Source organism: Bacillus sp. FSL K6-0073 (assembly GCF_038006085.1).
Lineage (GTDB): Bacteria > Bacillota > Bacilli > Bacillales > Bacillaceae_G > Bacillus_A > Bacillus_A cereus.
Genome location: NZ_JBBOUN010000001.1, coordinates 5,258,757 through 5,279,998 on the forward strand (window position 1 = coordinate 5,258,757; position 21,242 = coordinate 5,279,998).

The window sequence follows — 21,242 nt, forward strand, 5'->3', positions numbered from 1 at the left end:
TCTATTACTTTGTTTCGTATGTTTTAATTTTTCCTACGCGGTTTTCGTGACGACCACCTTCATAGTCAGTTGTTAACCAGATTTTCGCGATATCACGCGCTAGACCAGCACCAATTACACGCTCGCCCATCGCTAGCATGTTAGTGTCATTATGCTCTCTCGTTGCTTTCGCGCTGAAAGTATCATGAACTAACGCACAACGGATACCATTTACTTTGTTTGCTGCGATTGACATACCAATGCCTGTCCCACAAACTAAAATACCACGATCCACTTCACCATTCGCTACCATTTCAGCTGCTGGAAACGCAAAGTCAGGGTAATCAACAGAACCAGCTTCACATTCACAACCTAAATCAATATATTCAATATTTAACTCTTCTAATAAACTTACAAGTTCTTTGCGGATATTCATACCGCCGTGATCAGATGCTATTACTACTTTCATTTTTACCCCTCCAAATTTTCAATCAATTATCTTCATTTCACACTCGCTACCTCACATAGGAAGAAGTGATCTCCAATATCGTATTATACACGAAACATCAACCTACTGAATGTTTTTTCAGTAAAGTTTGTACAAGTTTTTCCATCTCATCTAACGTTTCTTTATAAATAGAAAGCGAGCCTCCAAATGGATCTGAAATGTCCTTGCCTATACCTTCAGTTAATCCATATAACGTATTTAATTTCTTTTCAACGCTCGGATAATGCCCAAGTACAATTTGCTTATGGTTTTCTGTCATCGTTACGACAATATCAGCCCAATCAAGCAAAGTTTCATTTACTTGCTGCGCCGCATGATCAATTAAAATTCCTTTTTCAGCTAAAGCTTCCTTCGCATGTACCGATGCATCGCTCCCAGGATAGGCGAAAACACCAGCAGATTGCACTTCAAACTTATCTCCTCCGTGATGACGAAGCAACGCCTCAGCCATTGGACTACGACATGTATTGCCAGTACAAACAAATAACACTCGTTTCATTCAAACCCACCCCTATATTCGATTTCTTACCATTCATCATAACTTACATTAGAATAGAACAAAAGAAATGTGAATATACAAAAGGCGCATTTCTCTTATATTTTTTCTAAGAAAAATGCGCCTTATCCACATATATGTGAAACCCTATTTCCAAGTGCCTAGAGTATTTTAACATACATGCTGAACATGCAACAAAAATAAGGAATCCATTTCATACGAAACGGATTCCTCTTATATTGTACTTATTTCATTGTAACTTTCATTACTTCTGTTGAACCTTTTGTAGCTGCTACGCCTACAGTTGTCTTAATAGACTCAGCTGCATCTGTGTTTGTAATAACAATTGGAGTAATTGTGCTTTTCGCTTTTTCACGGATTAATTCTAAGTCGAATGAGATTAATTTATCTCCAGCTTTTACAGCTTGGCCTTCAGAAACGTGAGCTTCGAATCCTTCGCCTTCCATTTTTACAGTTTCTAATCCAACGTGGATTAAAATTTCTGTACCGTTTTTCGCTTTAATTCCAATAGCATGTTTTGTGTGGAATAATTGTACGATTTCACCATCAACTGGAGATACAACTACACCTTCAGTAGGATCGATTGCAACACCGTCACCCATCATACGACCAGCAAATACTGGATCTGGTACTTCTTCAATATTTTTCACTGCTCCAGTTAATGGAGCTACGATTGTTTCTTCATTTGTTTTTGAACCAAGACCGAATAATTTTTTAAACATAGGATAGTCCTCCTTATAATTTACCTAAAAGTTTATAGGGCAATCCCTAGTAAAGCTCGGGATACATGTAAGACTTCATACTTCGAATATTATACTGTAAAAACGCTTTCGAAATAAATTACGTCATTACTAATAGACTCTTATTGTAGCGCTTCACAAAATTCCAGTCAATTCTGATTGTCTGAATAACAATTAGAAGTTAACTTCTATTTATATTTTCTCTTTTTTTGCCCAACTTGTCTAGAGGTCTTTACTACATTTTATTTTTTGTTGTTAATTTGTAAAATTTAATTCAAACTTTTTTCAAAATCCACTTGACTAAAGTAAGTAACTATTTTATTATTACTTACGTAAGGTAAGTTAATAACTTTTAGGAGGTTTTTAAAAATGATGGATTTCGGTCTACTTATTATTCGTCTTATTATAGGAATTACATTCATGGGTCATGGTGCTCAAAAATTATTTGGTTGGTTCGGCGGTTACGGTTTAAAAGGAACAGGTGGCTGGATGGAGTCAATCGGTTTACGTCCTGGTGTATTTATGGCATTTATGGCTGGCGCAACTGAATTACTAGGTGGTTTCTTATTTGCATCAGGTATTTTCATTGTAGTTGGTTCATTATTTATCATTGGAACAATGTTAATGGCTATCTTCACTGTTCACGGAAAAAATGGTTACTGGGTAACCCAAAACGGATATGAATATAACTTAATGTTAATCGCTGTCGCTGTTGGTGTAGCTTTAATCGGACCTGGGGCATACGTTTTACTTTAATTTTTATCTCAAATTTGAGATTCTTGAAAAAAGAACTTACTTCATTACAATTGAAGTAAGTTCTTTTTATGAAACAAAATATTATTTCCAGCAGGATTTTCTCATCGTTATCTTGTAAACAAACAATAAGTATTCATATTTAGAAAGGGGATTACAAGCATGTTATCCATTAATCCAAATGAACAAACTGAAAAAGATAATTACAAATTACTTACTGGAAGTATCATCCCTCGTCCTGTCGCATTCGTTACTTCTGTAACAAAAGAAGGCGTACTAAACGGAGCACCATATAGTTATTTCAATATTGTCGCTGCTAATCCACCACTTATCTCAGTATCTGTACAACGAAAAGTCGGAGAAAGAAAGGACACTTCCCGAAACGCAATTGAAAAAGGAGAATTTGTCGTACATATTTCTGACGAATCATATGTAGCAGCAATTAACGAAACAGCAGCTAACCTCCCGCCAAATGAAAGTGAAATTGAACTAGCAAAACTAACCCCAATCGAAAGTGAAGTCATCTCTGTTCCAGGTGTAAAAGAAGCAAATATTCGAATGGAATGCGTATTAGAACGTGCAATTCCACTTGGCGGAACGGAAGACTCACCAGCTTGTGATCTACTAATTGGACGCGTCGTTCGTTTCCACGTTGCCGAACATCTATATGAAAAAGGGCGCATTCACGCCGAAGGACTCAAACCAATAAGCCGCCTAGCAGGACACAACTATGCAAAATTAGGAGAACAATTTGAATTGGTTAGGCCAGTTTAAAAGTGGAAGTGGCCCGTTTAGCTCTGACCAGCTAAGGTTCTCTCGCACAAAAGGTGCTTTTTACCTTTCGTGCGGGAGGTTCTTAGATGCGAAGAGCTGGCCACTGGAACTGGATAATATCTAAAAGCGGAAGCGGCTCGCTCAGAATGAGAGGGGGATGGAGCTTCTGACGTAGAGGCGCTTTTTGCCTCGCAGGAAGACGCGAAGCCACCGACCATTCTAGCCGTTGGAGCTGGATATATTTAAAAGCAAGACGGCTAGATTCCTCCCATCACTCAAATATAAAATCCCCTGCTTTTTAGCAGGGGATTTTCTCATTGTAATTCTTCCTTCTTTTCCTCTAAAGTAGGCATTTTCTCTTTTTTCGGCTTCCCTAGCTTAATTACGAAGAAGTATAGGGAAAGCAATGTAATAAGAAAAACAATTAAAAACGGGTACGGAGAGTAAAAGGCACGCGCCGCCTCAGTCTTTCCCGCAACAAATTTCAATGACTCAATATCTAAAAACTCAGCAAACATTTGTACACCGAGCATACTAAACCAAAAAACAAAAAAACTAATAATAATACCAAAAACTTGCTTCAATCTCGTCATTCATCTCATCCTTTCTATATCTGTAATTTTTAGCGCAATAAATATAGTACAAACAAAATATTCACAGAAAGGAACTATCTCACCATTCACGAATTAACTTAATCCAACCTAACATCGAAATTTGCAAAATAATACCCCAAATTATAAGCCTTCTTAGCCATCGAGGATAGAAGGTTAAAAATTTAACATACCATTCCAATAGCTTGTTCATAATTCCCTCCTACATAAAATTATATAGGAAAAAGGATATATAATCCAAACCCAACTAAAATGATACCCCCTACTATCTCACCATATGTACCGAGCATATCTTTCGCATGTCTCCCAATTAATAAACCCATCCACGCTAATAACATGCTAACAAATCCAAAAAGTAAAATCGTAATAATTGTTTGTGCCCCATAAATACCAAGACTAAGTCCTACTGAGAAACTATCTATACTGACGCCAAATGCAAATACGAATAAACTAATTCCAATAGGGGCTGTTCTAGTCTCTTCATTTTGTAAAATGCTCGAATATACGATATAAAACCCTAGTCCGATTAATAAAATAGCACCCGCAAAATGTGCGATATCTCCATACTTCTCTGATAAAAAACGACCTAGTACCATTCCTATAAACGGCATAATAATATGAAATATCCCTATCGTCATACCAATATACAGGATTTGTCTTAACTTTAGGGGTATCATCCCCATACCAAGACTCACCGAGAACGCATCCATCCCTAAGGCGAATGCCATAATTATTAAAGGTATTAGCTGTTCAAACGTCATTCATGCCCCTCCTTGGACGTGCTACTTCACAATATGCTTATCCAAGGAGAAATATTCTGTTTGCTAATCTTACCTTATCATTCAATAATAATATGATGTCCTGCCGCTTTTGTTAAACGATTCATAATTGCATTTCCTATTCCTTCATTAGGGAATGACTCACTAAAAATAACATCCACTTCACTTGCATCAAATGTTCTAAGTACATCATATAATTTAGTCGCAACACTAGCTAAGTCACTTCTAACACCACAAGATAATATAACATCTGCACTATATACATGCTGATACTCTTCTGTCGTTAATACGCCTACTTTAAATCCTTCTTCCTTTTTCTCATCCACAAGATGCTGAATAAACTCACGTGAGCCCTCAACAATACTAAGTGGTGCTTTCGGGGCATAATGTGTGTATTTCATTCCAGGCGATTTCGGTTTTTCCTTCTCATCCTTTAAAGCTGGATCTAAAGAAACAGTACCTATCACCGCTTCTAATTGTTCTTTCGTAATCCCACCTGGACGTAATATTGTTGGAATCGCGCTTGTACAATCAATTACAGTTGATTCAACGCCTACTCCAGTTGCACCACCATCAACAATACCTGCAATCTTCCCATTCAAATCTTCATATACGTGAGAAGCTAATGTTGGACTTGGACGCCCTGAACGATTCGCACTTGGTGCTGCAACAGGTACATTCGCCTCTTCAATAAGAGCAAGTGCAATTGGATGATCAGGCATTCTTACTCCAACCGTATTAAGTCCTGCTGTCACCTTCTCTGAAATCCCTTCTTTTCTCGGCAAAATAATTGTTAATGGTCCTGGCCAAAAATGCGCCATTAACTTCTCTGCAACTGGTGGAATTTCTTTCACAATCCCATCTAACTGAGATTTTGTACCTATGTGGACAATGAGTGGATTATCACTCGGTCTTCCTTTCGCTTCGAAAATTTTCGCGATTGCTTCATCATCCATCGCGTTTGCCCCTAACCCATATACTGTTTCCGTAGGGAAAGCCACCGCCTCATTTTCTCTTAATAATTTTGCTGCTTCTTGTAACTGTGGATAATATTTTTTTCTTTCCACAACATTATCCACAACCCACATGTTTGTATGCATTTTTTTCCACGTCCTTTTCTACCCTTAAATACTTGTCTATTTTTAGTTTACTATGAGATTTATCCAAAAGACAAACAAGGTTTATCCACAAAATGTGGATAAACCTAATTAATCCGTGGATAACTTTGTGAATAGCTGACAATTTAGTATTATTGCATTCTGCTCTTTTATATTTTTACAAAAATGTTCTAGCTGTTGAATTCCCTCTGGAACCTCATCCTTTTCTATAGTAAAAAAGTCAAAAAACTGAAAGATCGGTACAGATTGTGGATGATTTGTTAGTAAGTACAATTGTTGAACACTTTTTTCTTTCATATACTGCAAAAACATTTCAAAAAAATATAAGAAAGTCTGTTTATCCACATGAGGTGTGAATAAACAAGAACGAATAAGCACATCTTCCCCACTTTGTTCATAACCAATTACAGCTCGTATTTCTTCCGCTTCTTCCAAAATCATAAATTGTGCGTACAACTCATTTATTTTATCATCTTTTTTATTAGCTTGTCCGAAAAAAGAATGTAATCTTTCCACATCTGCTTTCGTAGCAAAATACACTTTCTTCATAATAAATCCCTCCTCATTTTTATATATGAAGAGGGATTTATTAATAGTACTATTTAGAGAATAAAGATGTAAAAGCCTCTACAATAAACAATTTAACTTCTGGCTTTTCTTCTTCCTCTTCTACTTTTACATACTCATTTTGTTTTTCTTGTTTTTTCTCCACAGGTTTCTCCACTTTTTCCACAGTTTTTATTTCTTCTTTACTTACAGGCTGCTCTTCGACTTTTGTTTCATTTTTTACTACTTTCTTTTCAGAAGCTGTTACTTTTTTTACTACTTCCTGCTTTACAGCTTTCGTTTCTTTTACCTTATCTACTTTCTTCTCTTCTTTATCTATTACTTCCTCATCTAGTTGTTTCACCTGCTCCTCTTCAGGAGATTCCGCCTTCACAACGTGCTCTTCTTTTCTTACAGCTGTCCCGCTCGAAAAATCTAAGAAACACATTGGTGGAAATAATACACACCACCAGTTCGCCCCTTCACCTTCTCCAATTGTGATTAATACTGCTTCATATTCTCCTGCTGGATAAATAAAATTCCCATATACCTTTGTAGGAAACTTTACATTCTTACTAAATTTCACTTGAAATGAATCTTTACTTCCTTCTCTTTTTAACGTATTTTCCACCGTTTCCTCGATTTCTGGAATATGACTTTGAATTACTTTGCGTGCCTCTTCAAATGAAGTTAAATCCGCTACCCATCCATCAATTTGTGCTTTTACTTCATCACGCACTTTACGCTTTAATGCCTGGTCTTTATCTGAATCACTATTTGCTAAAATTCTTAATCGAACGGCCTCTTTCGGAATAACTGAAGGCCCTTTCGCATCAGCTTTCATATATCCAAACTGCACAAGTAACTGTGCACCAATTAATAGTATAAGAAGATAAGCAATAACTTGTTTTTTCATTTTCTCCACCGTCCCTTCTACAAACAGTGTGGACAGACTTTCATCTTTCTAAACTATTAAATTCAAAATCTATATGAATTTTTCCACAAAAAAATAGAGTAAGGTGTGAACCTTACTCCATCTCTGCAAATACCATACGATCTTTTCCGTTAATATCGAAAACAACCTCAACATGAGCATGTGGAAAAGCTTGTTGTAACAATCTTTTTACATCCTCACCTTGTCCTACTCCAATTTCAAACGCCACAATCGCTTTCTTCTGCAACACATTCGGCAATTCTTCCATAAAACGGCGATAGAAATCTAATCCGTCTTCACCACCAACAAGTGCTCTCTTCGGCTCATGCTCTTTCACAACAGGAGAAAGACCACGCCAATCCTCTTCCGGTATATATGGAGGATTTGAAACAACAACATCTAGCTTTTGACCCGTTTTATGAAATGGTGACAATAAATCACCGTGATAGAACGTTACTTCTGCACCTAAAGCTTTTGCATTTTCTTTTGCAACTTCAATCGACTCTTGTGCAATATCTACTGTATAAACATGAAGATTTTCATTTTCTAAAGCAAGCGTAATAGAAATCGCTCCACTACCTGTACCTATATCTGCTACATGTAGTTTCTCATCACCAAAATGGCGCTCGATTCTTTCTAATACTCCCACTATAAGCTCTTCTGTTTCCGGTCTTGGTATTAATACTTCTTCATTCACAAAGAAAGACCGTCCATAAAACATTTCATAACCAATCATATATTGAATAGGAATACCTTCTACATGCTTGTGGATAAACTCCGTAAAGCTTTTCTCTTGATCCTCAGTTATTTCTTCACGCATATTCATAAGTAATCCTGTTCTGTTCACCTTTAATACATGACAAAGGACAATTTCTCCCGCATTTTCATCTCGTCCATTTTCCTGTAAAAAAGAAGAAGCCCATTTCAGGGCTTCATAGACACGCATTACTCAGCTGCCTCCATCTTTTGAGCCTGATCTTCCATCACTAAGGCATTGATGAAATCATCTAACTTACCTTGTAAGATTTGATCTAGCTTTTGAATCGTTAAACCGATTCGATGGTCTGTAACACGGTTTTGCGGGAAGTTATACGTACGAATACGCTCTGAACGATCTCCCGTACCAACAGCTTGTTTACGGTTTTGATCATACTCAGCTTGCGCTTCTTGTCTAAACTTATCATAAACACGTGCGCGTAATACTTTCATCGCTTTTTCTTTATTCTTGATCTGTGATTTCTCATCCTGACAAGATACAACTACACCAGTCGGTAAATGCGTTAAACGCACCGCTGACATCGTTGTATTAACGCTCTGTCCACCAGGTCCACTAGAAGCGAATGTATCAACACGAACATCTTTCTCATGAATATCAATTTCTACTTCTTCTGCCTCTGGTAATACAGCTACAGTTGCTGTAGATGTATGAATACGTCCACCAGATTCCGTTTCAGGAACACGTTGTACACGGTGAGCACCATTCTCGAATTTCAGCTTCGCGAAAGCACCTTTACCATTAATCATAAAGATAATCTCTTTATATCCACCTAACTCTGTATAGCTAGCCTCAATAATCTCCGTTTTCCAGCCCTGTACCTCAGCGTAACGGCTATACATACGGTATAAGTCACCAGCAAATAAAGCTGCCTCATCTCCACCAGCAGCTCCACGAACCTCAACGATAACGTTCTTATCATCATTAGGGTCTTTTGGAACAAGTAAAATTTTCAGACGCTCTGATAATGTTTTATCTTGTGATTCTAACTCAGAAACTTCTTCTTTTACCATTTCACGCATTTCTGCGTCTAACTTATCTTCTAACATTGCTTTCGCATCTTTTAATTGCTCACGAACATCCTTATACTCACGATACACCTCTACCGTTTCCTGTATATCAGACTGTTCCTTTGAATATTCACGAAGCTTATTTGAATCACTAATAATCGCTGGATCACTTAACAATTCATTTAACTTCTCATAACGATTTTCTACAGCTTGCAAACGATCTAACACATCATTCACCTCTACATCCTAGTATCTAATACAAATAGTATATGGTACTTACTCAAAAAAACGCAAATTATATTTAAAAGTGGCGGTGGCTCTTTCAGCTCCGACCAGCTAAGGTTCTTTCGACCTAAAGGTGCTTTTTACCTTTCGGGCGGAAGGTTCTTAGATGCGAAGAGCTAGCCACCAGAACTAGATATATTTAAAAGCGTAAGCGGCTCACACCGCTCATTCTCTCTATTTTGAAAAAAACCCGCCTTGCGCAGCGAGTTTTACTTATCTTTGTTTGCAGGTACTGCATGACAATGACGACAACGCGGTTCATACGATTCTGAAGCTCCAACTAAAATAATTGGATCATCAAATGCCGCTGGTTCTCCATCAATTAATCGTTGTGTACGACTTGCTGGAGATCCACATACAGAACATACTGCTTGTAGTTTTGTCACATGTTCAGCAATCGCCATCAGCTGAGGAACTTGTCCAAATGGTAGACCACGGAAATCTTGGTCTAAACCAGCTACAATGACACGATAGCCACGATTTGCCAATACTTGCACCACTTCCACAATGTCCCCATCAAAAAATTGCACCTCATCGATTGCAATAACATCCAGCTCTTCTGTAATATGTTCAAATATATCCTTTGAAGCTGAAACAGGAACTGCTTTTACCTTTAATCCGTTATGTGATACTACATCTTCTTCACTATATCGATTATCAATACATGGTTTAAATACAATTGCATGTTGTTTTGCAAATTGCGTACGGCGCACACGGCGGATTAGCTCTTCTGACTTGCCAGAAAACATACTACCGCAAATCACTTCAATCCAGCCATTTTGATTTATTAAGTACATGAAGCTCTCCTTTCATCTACTTTTCAGTTAAAAGTAGGGTAAAGGTATAATATTTTCGCAAAAAAAACAGACAAGCGAATACATACACTTGCCTGTTTTATGTTTTTATTACTTAAGACCGTATTTCTTATTGAAGCGGTCAACGCGTCCGTCTGCAGTAGCAAACTTCTGACGTCCAGTGTAGAATGGGTGAGAATCAGAACTGATCTCAACTTTTAGTAATGGATAAGTGTTACCATCTTCCCACTCAACAGTTTCGTTAGATCCTTTAGTAGATCCGCTTAAGAATTTGAAGCCTGTGTTTGTGTCCATGAATACAACTTTCTTGTAATCTGGGTGAATTCCTGCTTTCATTCTTTTCATCTCCTTCCGCCCTGAATCATTTTCGAAACAGAGTTTTTCATCTTCAGCTGCATACACAACTATATTGATGAAACACATATGATGAAATTATAACAAGGCTAACTTCATTTTGCAACTACCTGTTTTTGTCTTTTTAATTTTAAAAGCGCAAGCGGCTCGTTCAGAATGGGAGGGGGATGGAGCTTCTGACGTAGAGGCGCTTTTTGCCTCGTAGGAAGACGCGAAGCCACCGACCATTCTAGCCGCTGGAGCTGGATATTAAATTTAAAGTGGAGGTGGCTCGCTCAGCTCTGACCAGTTAAGGTTCTTTCGCCCTAAAGGTGCTTTTTACCTTTCGGGCGGAAGGTTCTTAGATGCGAAGAGCTAGCCACCGGAACTGGATATCATTTAAAAGCAGAAGCGGCTCGTTCAAAATCGCAGGGCATTGGAACTCTCGACCTTGAAGCGCTTTTTGCTTCATGCGAGAGAGCAAAATGACCGGAGATTTTAGCCGCTGGAGCTCGATATCACCTTAAAGCGCACGCGGCTCGTTCAGAATGGGAGGGGGGATGGAGCTTCTGACGTAGAGGTGCTTTTTACCTCGTAGGAAGACGCGAAGCCACCGACCATTCTAGCCGCTGGAGCTGGATATTATCTTAAAGTGGAGACGGCTCGTTTAGCTCTGACTGGCTAAGGTTCTCTCACTTATCTCTCTCTTTAATATCACCTAAACAGCATAAAAAACTCGCTTACTATAAAATAAGCGAGTCCTGATTTTTCCCTTTACTTAGTTGTTACATACCTTTTTGAGTCTGCAACAATGTTTTGTAAAAACTCTTCATTTGTCTTAGTTTGACGAAGCTTACGTAAGAAACTTTCAACGAAGTCTGGTGTATCACGCATTGTTTTACGAATGCCCCATAACTTGTCTAAATGTTCTTTTGGAATTAATAGATCTTCTTTACGTGTACCAGAACGGCGAATATCGATCGCCGGGAAGATACGACGTTCAGCTAATGAACGATCTAAGTGAAGTTCCATATTTCCAGTTCCTTTAAATTCCTCGTAAATAACATCGTCCATACGGGATCCTGTATCAACAAGGGCTGTTGCTAAAATTGTTAAGCTACCGCCTTCTTCAATATTACGTGCAGCTCCAAAGAAACGCTTCGGTCTATGGAAGGCAGCTGGATCGATACCACCTGATAATGTTCTACCACTTGGTGGAATAACGAGGTTGTAAGCTCGAGCTAAACGGGTAATACTATCCATTAAAATGATAACATCTTTCTTGTGCTCTACAAGACGCATCGCACGTTCTAACACAAGCTCAGCTACTTTAATATGATTTTCTGGTACTTCATCAAAAGTAGAACTTACAACATCTCCTTTAACAGAACGTTCAATGTCTGTTACTTCCTCTGGACGCTCATCAATTAAAAGTACAATTAATTCTGCTTCCGGATGATTTGTTGTAACACTATGCGCGATTTCTTTTAATAGACTTGTTTTACCAGCCTTTGGAGGCGCAACAATTAAACCACGTTGTCCAAATCCAACTGGTGCGATTAAATCCATGATGCGTGTCGGTAACTTTTTCGGTTCCGTTTCCAATTTCATTTGGCGATCTGGGTATAATGGTGTTAATGCAGGGAAATGCACACGCTCTTTTGCTGAATCTGGATCATCTCCGTTTACAGCTTCAACTTGTAATAACCCAAAATAGCGTTCATTTTCTTTCGGAGGTCGTACTTTACCAGAAACCTTGTCTCCATTACGTAAATCGAAACGACGAATTTGCGAAGCTGAGATATAAATATCTTCTGAGCTTGGAGAATAGTTGATAGGACGTAGGAATCCAAATCCTTCTGATTGAATAATTTCTAATACGCCTTCCATGAAAAAGAAACCTTCTTTTTCTGCTCGAGCTTTCAAAATGGAAAAAATTAACTCTTTTTTCGTTAACTTGCTATAATACGAAATCTTAAATTCTTTCGCAAGCTCGTATAACTCTTTTAATTTCATGTTTTCTAATGCTGCAATTGACAAATTCATTCAGACACCACACTTTAACGTTATTCTCTTTTTTCATGGGTAAAGGGAAAAAATACGGAAGGCAAATAATTAATAATGAAAGGCAATAAGTTCAAGTAGGGTAATATTCACTATTGTAACCCTTTTATCTAGTTTTAATCAATACGTTGGAACACAAATACAAGAAGCGAAGACAAGAAAATTTGTCTTCGCTTCTTATTTAATTTAGTTCCAGCTCCGATAGTTAGAAAAGTCGACCATTTTAACCTTTCTGAGCGAGCCGCTTGCACTTTTTATTTAATCCAGCTCCGGTGTCTAGAAGGGTCAGTCATTTCACCCCTTCCTGCGAGGCACAAAACGCCTCTTCGTCAGGAGTTCCAATGCCTTCCCCTTCTGAGCAAGCCACCTCCGCTTTTTACTTAATCCAGCTTCAGCAGCTAGAATGGTCGGTGGCTTCACTTCTTCCTGCGAGGCAAAAAGCGCCTCTTCGTCAGAAGCTCCATCCCCCTCCCATTCTGAACAAGCTGCTTACGCTTTTTACTTAATCCAGTTCCAGCGGCTAGAATCTCCGGTCATTTCACTCTCTCACTCGAAGCAAAGAGCGCTTCAAGGTCGAGAGCTCCAATGCCCTGCGATTCTGAACGAGCCGCTTGCACTTTTTATTTAATAACTAAGTTCGGTTTTTTATTTAAGCTATGACGACCATCTACGAAGCGAACTGTGCCTGATTTTGCGCGCATAACAAGGGATTGCGTTGTTCCTACGCTACCTTTAAATTGAACACCGCGTAATAGTTCTCCATCTGTTACGCCTGTTGCTGCAAAGATTGCATCGTCACCTTTTACTAAGTCCTCCATACGAAGGATACGATTAATGTCTTCTATGCCCATTTTTTTACAACGTGCTAATTCAGCTTCGTTTTGTGGCAATAGTTTTCCGTGAATTTCTCCACCTAAACATTTTAAAGCAACTGCTGCTAATACACCTTCAGGTGCTCCACCAGATCCAAATAAAATATCTACACCTGTACGATCAAACGCTGTATTAATCGCTCCAGCTACATCTCCATCATTAATCAATTTAATGCGAGCACCAGCTTTACGAATTTCTTCGATAATTTCTTGATGACGTGGACGATTTAAAACTGTCGCTACAACATCTTCAATATCTTTATTTTTCGCTTTCGCAACTGCACGTAAGTTATCAATAATAGGCGCATCAATATCGACCGCCCCAACTGCTTCCGGGCCAACCGCGATTTTATCCATGTACATGTCAGGGGCATGTAACAAATTACCGTGGTCTGCAATTGCAATAACAGCAAGAGCATTCCAGCCACCAGCTGCTACGATGTTTGTCCCTTCTAAAGGATCAACCGCAACGTCTACACGTGGTCCATATCCTGTACCCAATTTCTCTCCGATATATAGCATTGGTGCTTCATCCATCTCACCTTCACCAATTACAACTGTACCCTTCATCGGAATTGTATCAAATACATCACGCATAGCTGATGTTGCTGCACCGTCTGCCTCATCCTTTTTCCCGCGCCCCATCCAACGCGCTGATGATAAAGCTGCAGCCTCTGTTACACGTACTAACTCCATAGATAAACTTCTTTCCACGATAATCCCTCTCCTTTAAGTCTTTATATTTCTGCCGTATTTTGTGAACCGTGTTTTTCTATAAAGTGTACTTCCGCAAGTAGTGATGCTTCGCTTCCCCCTTGCGGAAGTATCACTTATGCGTTCTTCATTTCTTCAATTTCTTGCTTTGTCATTTGTTCTCGCCAAATGTTTGCTCCAAGCCCTTTAAGCTTGTCCACTATATTCTCATAACCTCGATCAATATGCTCAAGTCCTGTTACTTCTGTAATTCCATCTGCCATTAAACCTGCAATAACAAGTGCCGCTCCTGCTCGTAAATCACTCGCCTTCACTTTTGCACCTTGCAGTAACACAGGACCAGTTACAATTGCCGAACGACCCTCTACTTTAATTTGAGCATTCATACGACGTAATTCATCAATGTGTTTGAAACGGGCACCGTAAATTGTATCTGTTACAACTCCCGTCCCGTGCGCCTTTGTTAAAAGCGTCGTAAACGGCTGTTGTAAATCCGTTGGAAAACCTGGATATACAAGCGTTTTGATATCAACTACTTTTAACTTTCTATTACCGTTCACCGTAATTTGATCATCGTTCGTTTCAACTTGAACACCAGCTTCTCTTAGCTTTGCAGTAACTGATTCTAAATGCTGAGGAATAACATTATCAACCGTTACTTCTCCTCCTGATGCAGCTCCTAGAATCATATACGTACCAGCTTCAATACGATCTGGGATGATAGTATGGTGACAACCATGTAAAGAGTCCACACCATCTATTCGGATTACATCTGTACCAGCACCTTTAATACGTGCCCCCATGCTTGTTAACAATGTAGCTACATCAATAATCTCGGGCTCTTTCGCTGCATTTTCAATAACAGTTCTACCTTTTGCTCGTACAGCTGCTAGCATAATATTAATCGTAGCTCCTACACTAACAACATCTAAATAAATACGTGCCCCGCGTAGCTCATCTGCTCTTAAATAGATGGCACCTTGTTCATTCGTAACATGTGCACCTAGCGCTTCAAACCCTTTAATATGCTGATCAATCGGCCTCGGTCCTAAATGACATCCACCCGGAAGCCCAATAACAGCTTTTTTAAAACGGCCAAGCATTGCACCCATTAAATAATAAGAAGCGCGCAATTTTTTCACTTTTCCATTTGGCAAAGGCATTGCAACCATGTTAGAAGGATCGACTACCATCTCCTCCTCCTGTCCATAAGTTACTTTCCCTCCAATTTCCTCTAGTAAGTCTCCTAACATTTTCACGTCCGAAATATTAGGGACACCACCAATAGTTACTGGAGTATCTGCTAAAATTGTCGCTGGAATTAATGCAACGGCACTGTTCTTTGCACCACTTACTCGAATTGTTCCATTTAAAGCTCTTCCGCCTTCAATTAGCAATTTTTCCATATTGAGCTCCCTTCTTGTGAATGTATTTACTTTCTATCTTTTTATAGAAAGCTCCCCTTAAGAATCTCAATTACTCTTTCCATCCCAAAACTCAATAAATAGGAAACCATTATCTTCATTTCTCCTGTAGCACGAATAGATAAAGATCAACTATTCATCGAATTCACTTTATCAATTTAGATACGTTATCACATTTATTAATAGGACTATGCACATTATTTTCTATTTAAAAACAAAAATGATAAAATCTTTAGACTTGTTCACGCTTTCATTATACAACGAAAGGAAACCGTCTAAAAGACTAGACGGTTTCCAAAACGGAATTTTATTCTTACGCTTTACCGTTAGAACCGAATTCGCGAATTTTACCAATAACAGTTGCTTTGATAGCGTCGCGGCCAGGTCCGATAAATTTACGAGGATCGTAAACTTCTTGGTCTTTGTTTAATACTTCACGAACAGCTTTTGTAAACTCGATTTGGTTCTCAGTGTTTACGTTGATTTTTGAAGTACCTAAAGAGATAGCTTTTTCGATATCAGCAGTTGGGATACCAGTACCACCATGTAATACTAAAGGTACGCCAGTGAAGTCACGAACTTGTTCCATTTCAGCGAATCCTAAGTTAGGCTCACCTTTGTAAGGACCGTGTACAGAACCTAAAGCTGGAGCTAGGCAATCGATACCTGTTGCTTCAACAAGGTGCTTACACTCTGCTGGGTCAGCGTAAATTACGCCTTCAGCGATTACGTCGTCTTCTTGTCCGCCAACTGTTCCAAGCTCAGCTTCAACAGATACGTTACGAGCGTGTGCGTATTCTACTACTTGTTTAGTAGTTTCAACGTTTTCTTCGAATGGGTGGTGAGAAGCGTCGATCATTACAGATGTGAAACCTGCATCGATTGCTTCTTTACATTTTTCGAAGCTTGAACCATGATCAAGGTGAATCGCTACAGGAACAGTGATGTTCATTTCTTCGATTAAAGCTTTAACCATAGCTACAACTGTTTTGAAACCAGTCATATGACGAGCTGCACCCTCAGATACACCTAGGATTACAGGAGATTTTTCTTCTTCCGCAGCAGCTAAGATAGCTTGAGTCCACTCTAAGTTGTTCATGTTGAATTGACCAACTGCGTATTTTCCTTCTAGTGCTTTGTTTAGCATTTCTTTCATAGAAACTAAAGGCATGGTGAATCCTCCTAAAAAACGTTTTTTGTATCCGATAAGTTCTTATCGCTGGTAGTATGACCAGAATAAGGTAAAATATGTATATATACATACCGGACTTTTTTCTACACTCAATAGGATAACAACTTGTACTCAAAAACTCAACCGTATTCACCTGCACAATAGTCCATGTAAACGCTTTTTTCCATATTTTTTATAAAAAATTCATTTTTACGCCTCTACAGCGAGCTCATTTCTCACAGCTTGACGAATTTCATCAATATCAAATGGTTTAGCAAAATGCATTAAAGCACCTAAATCTTTTGCTTCTTGGATCATATCAAGCTCTCCATAAGCAGTCATTAAAATTACTTTAATACTCTCATCAATTTCTTTTACATGCTTTAAAATCTCTATACCATCCATGCCTGGAATTTTCATATCTAACACTACTAAATCTGGATTATCTTTTTTCACGATATCTAAAGCTTGAAATCCATTTGCTGCTTGGAATGTCTGATAACCTTCTTTTTGGAACACTTCATGTAATAACACACGAATCCCATATTGATCATCAACGATTAAAATTTTACCTTCCATAATTCCCAACCTTTCTGTGTAAGTACAAGATTTAAAGCTTCTTATATCTTAACGATTTATTTTCGCTATTCTTTGGCAAATTCCTTCCTATTCTTTCTTATTTTACCGTTTCCTATTTTGTTATGCTACCCTACGATTTCACCTTTCTAAAAAAATAAACTATAATGAAAGCCGGCAAACACGTACGAAGGGAGTAACATTATGTTAAAAATTTTTTCAACTCAATTAAGTGGTTATTTCTCCAGAGTTTCTCAAAAAGAAGAAATGAATATAGAAGATAGCGCTCGTTTACTTGCTCAAGCACTAGTTGGCGATGGTTTCATTTATTTACATGGTACAAATGAAATGGAGGGCGTTGTTGCCGAGGCACTATTCGGTGCTGAACCAATGAAGCAAGCAAAACGCTTATTTGAAAATGGTAAAGAAGCAGAAGTAACCTCTGCGGATCGTGTACTTCTTATTAGCCGTTTTTCAACAGATGAAGCGGTTGTAGAAATTGCAAAAAAACTACAAGAAGAGGGACACTCTATTGTCGGCATTTCTGCTCTTCAAGAAGGTACGGAATCACTCGAACGATATACAGACGTACATATTGATACAAAACTGTTAAAAGGTCTTATTCCAGATGATGAAGGTAATCGCTACGGATTCCCAAGTTTAATAGTAGCTTTATTTGCTTATCACGGAATCAAATTCACAATCGATGAAATGTTAAATGAATATTAAAAAAAGCGCCTTATTTCAGGCGCTTTTTTTATTACTTGCTCTCTTTATTCGTAATAGAAGCTCTTACGAAGTCATGGAACAATGGTTGTGGACGGTTTGGACGAGAAACAAGTTCTGGGTGGAACTGTGCTGCCACGAACCAAGGATGGTCTTTTAATTCAATGATTTCAACTAGACGGCCGTCTGGGCTTGTACCAGAGAATACAAATCCTTCTTTTTCCATATCCGGACGGAACTGGTTGTTGAACTCATAACGATGACGATGACGCTCATATACAACCGGCTCATTATAAGCATTGTAAGCATTGGTTTCTTCAGCAAGCTTACATGGGTATAGACCAAGACGAAGTGTACCACCTAGGTCCTCTACATCTTTTTGTTCTGGTAATAAGTCGATGATTGCATATGGTGTGTCAGGGTTGATTTCAGAAGAGTTAGCACCTTCTAAACCTAATACATTACGTGCGAATTCGATTGATGCAAGTTGCATACCTAAGCAAATTCCTAAGAATGGAACTTTGTTTTCACGAGCATATTGAATCGCAACGATTTTCCCTTCTACACCACGATCGCCGAAGCCACCTGGTACAAGGATACCATCTGTATCGCCAACTAATTCTTTTACGTTTTCTGCTGTTACGTGCTCAGCATTTACCCATTTTACTTCTACATCTGTGTCGAATGAGTAACCAGCATGACGAAGTGCTTCTACAACAGAAATATAAGCATCTTGAAGTTCTACATATTTACCAACAAGAGCGATTTTTGTTTTCTTAGAAAGATTACGCACTTTGTTAACTAGCGCAGTCCACTCTGTCATATCTGCAGCTTGATTGTCTAATTTTAAGTGGTCACAAACGATTTGGTCCATGTTTTGTTCTTGAAGAGATAATGGAACCGCATATAAAGTATCTGCATCGCGAGCTTCGATAACTGCTTTTGTATCAATGTCACAGAATAATGCAAGCTTGTCTTTCATATCTTGAGAAACAGGCATTTCTGTACGAACAACGATAATGTTTGGCTGAATACCTAAGCTACGAAGTTCTTTAACACTATGTTGTGTTGGTTTTGTCTTCATTTCACCCGCTGCTTTTAAGTACGGGATTAACGTACAGTGAATGTACATTACATTGTCACGACCGATGTCGCTCTTAATTTGACGGATTGCTTCTAAGAATGGTAGAGACTCGATATCACCAACTGTTCCACCGATTTCTGTAATAACAACATCCGCATTTGTTTCACGGCCAGAACGATATACGCGCTCTTTAATTTCGTTAGTAATGTGAGGAATAACTTGAACTGTTCCTCCTAAATATTCACCGCGACGCTCTTTTTGAAGAACTGAAGAGTAAATTTTACCTGTTGTTACGTTGCTGTATTTGTTTAAGTTAATGTCGATGAAACGCTCATAGTGACCAAGGTCTAAGTCAGTTTCTGCGCCATCATCTGTTACGAATACCTCACCGTGTTGATATGGGCTCATAGTCCCTGGGTCTACGTTAATGTATGGATCAAACTTTTGAATCGTTACGTTTAAACCGCGATTTTTTAAAAGTCTTCCAAGAGATGCTGCTGTAATACCTTTTCCTAAAGACGATACTACACCGCCTGTTACAAAAATATACTTAGTCATGAAAAAGCTCCCTTCTATTTTGCTGTTATATAATCACCGTTGCAAAGCGCAACGTATGTAGATAACACTGTATCCATCTTATTGTTAGACTCTTTTTATTTTCTAAACAAAAAACAAAAAAGAAAATTGCTCCCCTCATCACAAAAAGTAATAAGTAGGGAGCAATTTTCTTTTATATTTACACTTTAAAAGTATTATCGTCCTTTTTTAAAGAGCCCAAAAATGATTCTACATGGACGATAATGAAAAGTCAAGAACTACAGTTCTTCCTCTTCTTCTTCTTCAGTTTCATCATACTCAAGTTCTTCTTCAGCGAAGTCGTCGTCATCTTCGTCTAAATCATCAAGATCGTCGTCATCTCCGTCTTCTTCTTCAAGAACTTTGTCCAAATCTTCTACATCGTCTTCTTCTTCAATTACGTCTGCATCGTCGAAGTCATCTTCGTCTTCTTCAATGTAGTCGTCAAAACCGTCTTCTTCAACTTTACGTTTCTTCTTCGGTTTTGGTTGAGGCAAGATTTCTTCATCAATTTGCTCATATGGGTACCAGCTGCGTAGTCCCCAACGATTTTCTCCTAAATTAATGAAACGTCCATCGATGTTTAAGTCTGTATAAAATTGTGCGATTTTCGCATTAACTTGCTCTTGAGATAGTCCCAGCACTTGAGCGATTTCTTGAACCAACTCGTTGAATGTCGTTGCTTGTTTTTTATCCCCTAAAACGCTATGTACAACTTCAATCATTGAACATTCTTTTAGCTCTTCTGGTGAATATTGCTTAAAATCCACTTATGCGGCACTTCCTTTCATCAAATATAACCTTATATATAACGGCCTGCTTAAAAAAATCCATACTATTCATTATAAACAAAAGTCGCACAAATATGCTACAAAAAAAACGGGAAACTTTTATAGGGTAGTAAAATTATAATTTGTCTGTTCCTTATTTCGGAAGCATATGGGCCCCTTGCAATACATACCTAATTTGCATTTCTGTATATTCTTCGAGCGTATACAGTTTTTGCAGCGCCCAGCGTCTAAATCCCCACATCTGTCCTTGTATAAAAATATTATGCGCAAGAAGCTGTATTTCTTTTTTATTTAATGTAAATGTTCCATTTTCCGTACACTGTTCTAAAATATTCTCGAACATTCCTACCATTTGAAACTCCTTTTCTAATACATACGGAAGTGATTCTTTCGGTAAAAAGCGTACCTCTTGATACATTATCAATACTTCTTCCTGTAATTCGTCCATCACTTTAAAGTAATTCGTTATTGCTATCTTTAAACTTTCTATACTCCCTTTTTCTGTACACACTACTTCCTCTAATCTTTCTTTTACATGTTCATATATACTATCACAAACTAAATATAAAACATCATCTTTGGTACGAATGTACTCATAAAGTGTCCCTATACTAAACCCAGCCGCTTTTGCAATCTCTCTCGTTGTTGTACGCGGAAATCCTTTTTGTTTAAACAGTTGCACCGCACCTTTAATCATTTGTTCACGTCTTAACGCAACTAATTTTTCATCTTTCACCGATGCATGCACATTATGTTTAACCATTCCC

24 protein-coding genes are annotated in these 21,242 nt (G+C 38.3%); 3 read left to right on the forward strand and 21 right to left on the reverse strand.

What is annotated here, in order from left to right; genetic code table 11:
* Nucleotides 1-4: 4 nt before the first annotated feature.
* The 3 genes from rpiB to MHB52_RS27285 form a co-directional block, all read right to left on the reverse strand.
* A complete protein-coding gene (gene rpiB / locus MHB52_RS27275) occupies nucleotides 5-448 on the reverse strand; it encodes a ribose 5-phosphate isomerase B (RefSeq protein WP_000869542.1) in 444 nt (147 codons plus the stop codon).
* A 97-nt stretch (nucleotides 449-545) separates the two neighbouring features.
* Nucleotides 546-986, reverse strand: coding sequence for a low molecular weight protein arginine phosphatase (locus tag MHB52_RS27280; protein ID WP_000832369.1), 441 nt, complete (start codon nucleotides 984-986; stop codon nucleotides 546-548).
* Nucleotides 987-1,228: 242 nt separating this feature from the next.
* A complete protein-coding gene (locus tag MHB52_RS27285; RefSeq protein WP_000473665.1) occupies nucleotides 1,229-1,726 on the reverse strand; it encodes a PTS sugar transporter subunit IIA in 498 nt (165 codons plus the stop codon).
* A gap of 387 nt (nucleotides 1,727-2,113) precedes the next feature.
* Here MHB52_RS27285 and MHB52_RS27290 point away from each other — a divergent pair, with 387 nt between their 5' ends.
* Both MHB52_RS27290 and MHB52_RS27295 read left to right on the forward strand, forming a co-directional pair.
* Nucleotides 2,114-2,500, forward strand: coding sequence for a DoxX family protein (locus tag MHB52_RS27290; protein ID WP_000968615.1), 387 nt, complete (start codon nucleotides 2,114-2,116; stop codon nucleotides 2,498-2,500).
* Between the two features lie 159 nt (nucleotides 2,501-2,659).
* On the forward strand, nucleotides 2,660-3,271 hold the full coding sequence (locus tag MHB52_RS27295; protein WP_061664290.1) for a flavin reductase family protein: 612 nt from the start codon (nucleotides 2,660-2,662) through the stop codon (nucleotides 3,269-3,271).
* Nucleotides 3,272-3,585: 314 nt separating this feature from the next.
* Here MHB52_RS27295 and MHB52_RS27300 read toward each other — a convergent pair whose 3' ends face one another.
* The 15 genes from MHB52_RS27300 to spo0F all read right to left on the reverse strand — a co-directional run bounded on the left by MHB52_RS27300 (nucleotide 3,586) and on the right by spo0F (nucleotide 17,301).
* Nucleotides 3,586-3,864: a DUF3935 domain-containing protein gene (locus MHB52_RS27300; RefSeq protein WP_000197472.1), complete on the reverse strand. Its 279-nt coding sequence runs from the start codon at nucleotides 3,862-3,864 to the stop codon at nucleotides 3,586-3,588.
* A gap of 79 nt (nucleotides 3,865-3,943) precedes the next feature.
* Nucleotides 3,944-4,075 (reverse strand): hypothetical protein, encoded by a 132-nt coding sequence (locus MHB52_RS27305; protein WP_001037636.1) that lies wholly within the window; start codon nucleotides 4,073-4,075, stop codon nucleotides 3,944-3,946.
* A 19-nt stretch (nucleotides 4,076-4,094) separates the two neighbouring features.
* Entirely contained in the window at nucleotides 4,095-4,643 is a 549-nt protein-coding gene (locus MHB52_RS27310) for a manganese efflux pump MntP (RefSeq protein WP_000142463.1), read from the reverse strand.
* Nucleotides 4,644-4,720: 77 nt separating this feature from the next.
* Nucleotides 4,721-5,761: an L-threonylcarbamoyladenylate synthase gene (locus tag MHB52_RS27315; RefSeq protein ID WP_061664289.1), complete on the reverse strand. Its 1,041-nt coding sequence runs from the start codon at nucleotides 5,759-5,761 to the stop codon at nucleotides 4,721-4,723.
* A 108-nt stretch (nucleotides 5,762-5,869) separates the two neighbouring features.
* The gene (locus MHB52_RS27320; protein ID WP_000758437.1) at nucleotides 5,870-6,328 is read right to left on the reverse strand and encodes a mechanosensitive ion channel protein; all 459 of its coding nucleotides are present in this window, start codon (nucleotides 6,326-6,328) and stop codon (nucleotides 5,870-5,872) included.
* Nucleotides 6,329-6,377: 49 nt separating this feature from the next.
* Nucleotides 6,378-7,241: a stage II sporulation protein R gene (gene spoIIR, locus MHB52_RS27325; RefSeq protein ID WP_061664293.1), complete on the reverse strand. Its 864-nt coding sequence runs from the start codon at nucleotides 7,239-7,241 to the stop codon at nucleotides 6,378-6,380.
* Between the two features lie 112 nt (nucleotides 7,242-7,353).
* The gene (gene prmC, locus MHB52_RS27330) at nucleotides 7,354-8,205 is read right to left on the reverse strand and encodes a peptide chain release factor N(5)-glutamine methyltransferase (RefSeq protein WP_001267055.1); all 852 of its coding nucleotides are present in this window, start codon (nucleotides 8,203-8,205) and stop codon (nucleotides 7,354-7,356) included.
* Nucleotides 8,205-9,272, reverse strand: coding sequence for a peptide chain release factor 1 (prfA, locus tag MHB52_RS27335; protein WP_000887064.1), 1,068 nt, complete (start codon nucleotides 9,270-9,272; stop codon nucleotides 8,205-8,207). Before prfA ends, prmC begins: the two co-directional genes overlap by 1 nt.
* Nucleotides 9,273-9,538: 266 nt before the next feature.
* A complete protein-coding gene (locus MHB52_RS27340) occupies nucleotides 9,539-10,126 on the reverse strand; it encodes a thymidine kinase (RefSeq protein WP_000280859.1) in 588 nt (195 codons plus the stop codon).
* 108 nt (nucleotides 10,127-10,234) lie between these two features.
* Nucleotides 10,235-10,480 (reverse strand): type B 50S ribosomal protein L31, encoded by a 246-nt coding sequence (locus tag MHB52_RS27345; protein WP_000643433.1) that lies wholly within the window; start codon nucleotides 10,478-10,480, stop codon nucleotides 10,235-10,237.
* A gap of 771 nt (nucleotides 10,481-11,251) precedes the next feature.
* Complete coding sequence (gene rho, locus MHB52_RS27350; protein WP_001053903.1) at nucleotides 11,252-12,523, reverse strand: transcription termination factor Rho; 1,272 nt, start codon at nucleotides 12,521-12,523, stop codon at nucleotides 11,252-11,254.
* 638 nt (nucleotides 12,524-13,161) lie between these two features.
* Nucleotides 13,162-14,127, reverse strand: a complete 966-nt coding sequence (gene glpX / locus MHB52_RS27355) for a class II fructose-bisphosphatase (protein ID WP_000442340.1) — start codon at nucleotides 14,125-14,127, stop codon at nucleotides 13,162-13,164.
* Between the two features lie 116 nt (nucleotides 14,128-14,243).
* Nucleotides 14,244-15,533: a UDP-N-acetylglucosamine 1-carboxyvinyltransferase gene (gene murA / locus MHB52_RS27360; RefSeq protein WP_000413254.1), complete on the reverse strand. Its 1,290-nt coding sequence runs from the start codon at nucleotides 15,531-15,533 to the stop codon at nucleotides 14,244-14,246.
* 331 nt (nucleotides 15,534-15,864) lie between these two features.
* Nucleotides 15,865-16,722 carry a class II fructose-bisphosphate aldolase gene (locus MHB52_RS27365; RefSeq protein WP_001131855.1) on the reverse strand — a complete coding sequence of 286 codons (858 nt, stop codon included), beginning with the start codon at nucleotides 16,720-16,722 and terminating at the stop codon, nucleotides 15,865-15,867.
* 210 nt (nucleotides 16,723-16,932) lie between these two features.
* Complete coding sequence (gene spo0F / locus MHB52_RS27370) at nucleotides 16,933-17,301, reverse strand: sporulation initiation phosphotransferase Spo0F (RefSeq protein WP_000398594.1); 369 nt, start codon at nucleotides 17,299-17,301, stop codon at nucleotides 16,933-16,935.
* A 201-nt stretch (nucleotides 17,302-17,502) separates the two neighbouring features.
* Between spo0F and MHB52_RS27375 the strand changes: the two genes are divergently transcribed.
* The gene (locus MHB52_RS27375) at nucleotides 17,503-18,027 is read left to right on the forward strand and encodes a DUF2529 domain-containing protein (protein ID WP_000912402.1); all 525 of its coding nucleotides are present in this window, start codon (nucleotides 17,503-17,505) and stop codon (nucleotides 18,025-18,027) included.
* A gap of 31 nt (nucleotides 18,028-18,058) precedes the next feature.
* On the opposite strand, the gene pyrG is transcribed toward MHB52_RS27375, so the two are convergent.
* The 3 genes from pyrG to MHB52_RS27390 form a co-directional block, all read right to left on the reverse strand.
* Nucleotides 18,059-19,666, reverse strand: a complete 1,608-nt coding sequence (gene pyrG / locus MHB52_RS27380; protein WP_000170462.1) for a CTP synthase — start codon at nucleotides 19,664-19,666, stop codon at nucleotides 18,059-18,061.
* Nucleotides 19,667-19,923: 257 nt separating this feature from the next.
* On the reverse strand, nucleotides 19,924-20,454 hold the full coding sequence (gene rpoE, locus MHB52_RS27385; RefSeq protein WP_000346277.1) for a DNA-directed RNA polymerase subunit delta: 531 nt from the start codon (nucleotides 20,452-20,454) through the stop codon (nucleotides 19,924-19,926).
* 154 nt (nucleotides 20,455-20,608) lie between these two features.
* Nucleotides 20,609-21,238: a TetR/AcrR family transcriptional regulator gene (locus MHB52_RS27390; RefSeq protein WP_000238599.1), complete on the reverse strand. Its 630-nt coding sequence runs from the start codon at nucleotides 21,236-21,238 to the stop codon at nucleotides 20,609-20,611.
* Between the last annotated feature and the right edge of the window lie 4 nt (nucleotides 21,239-21,242).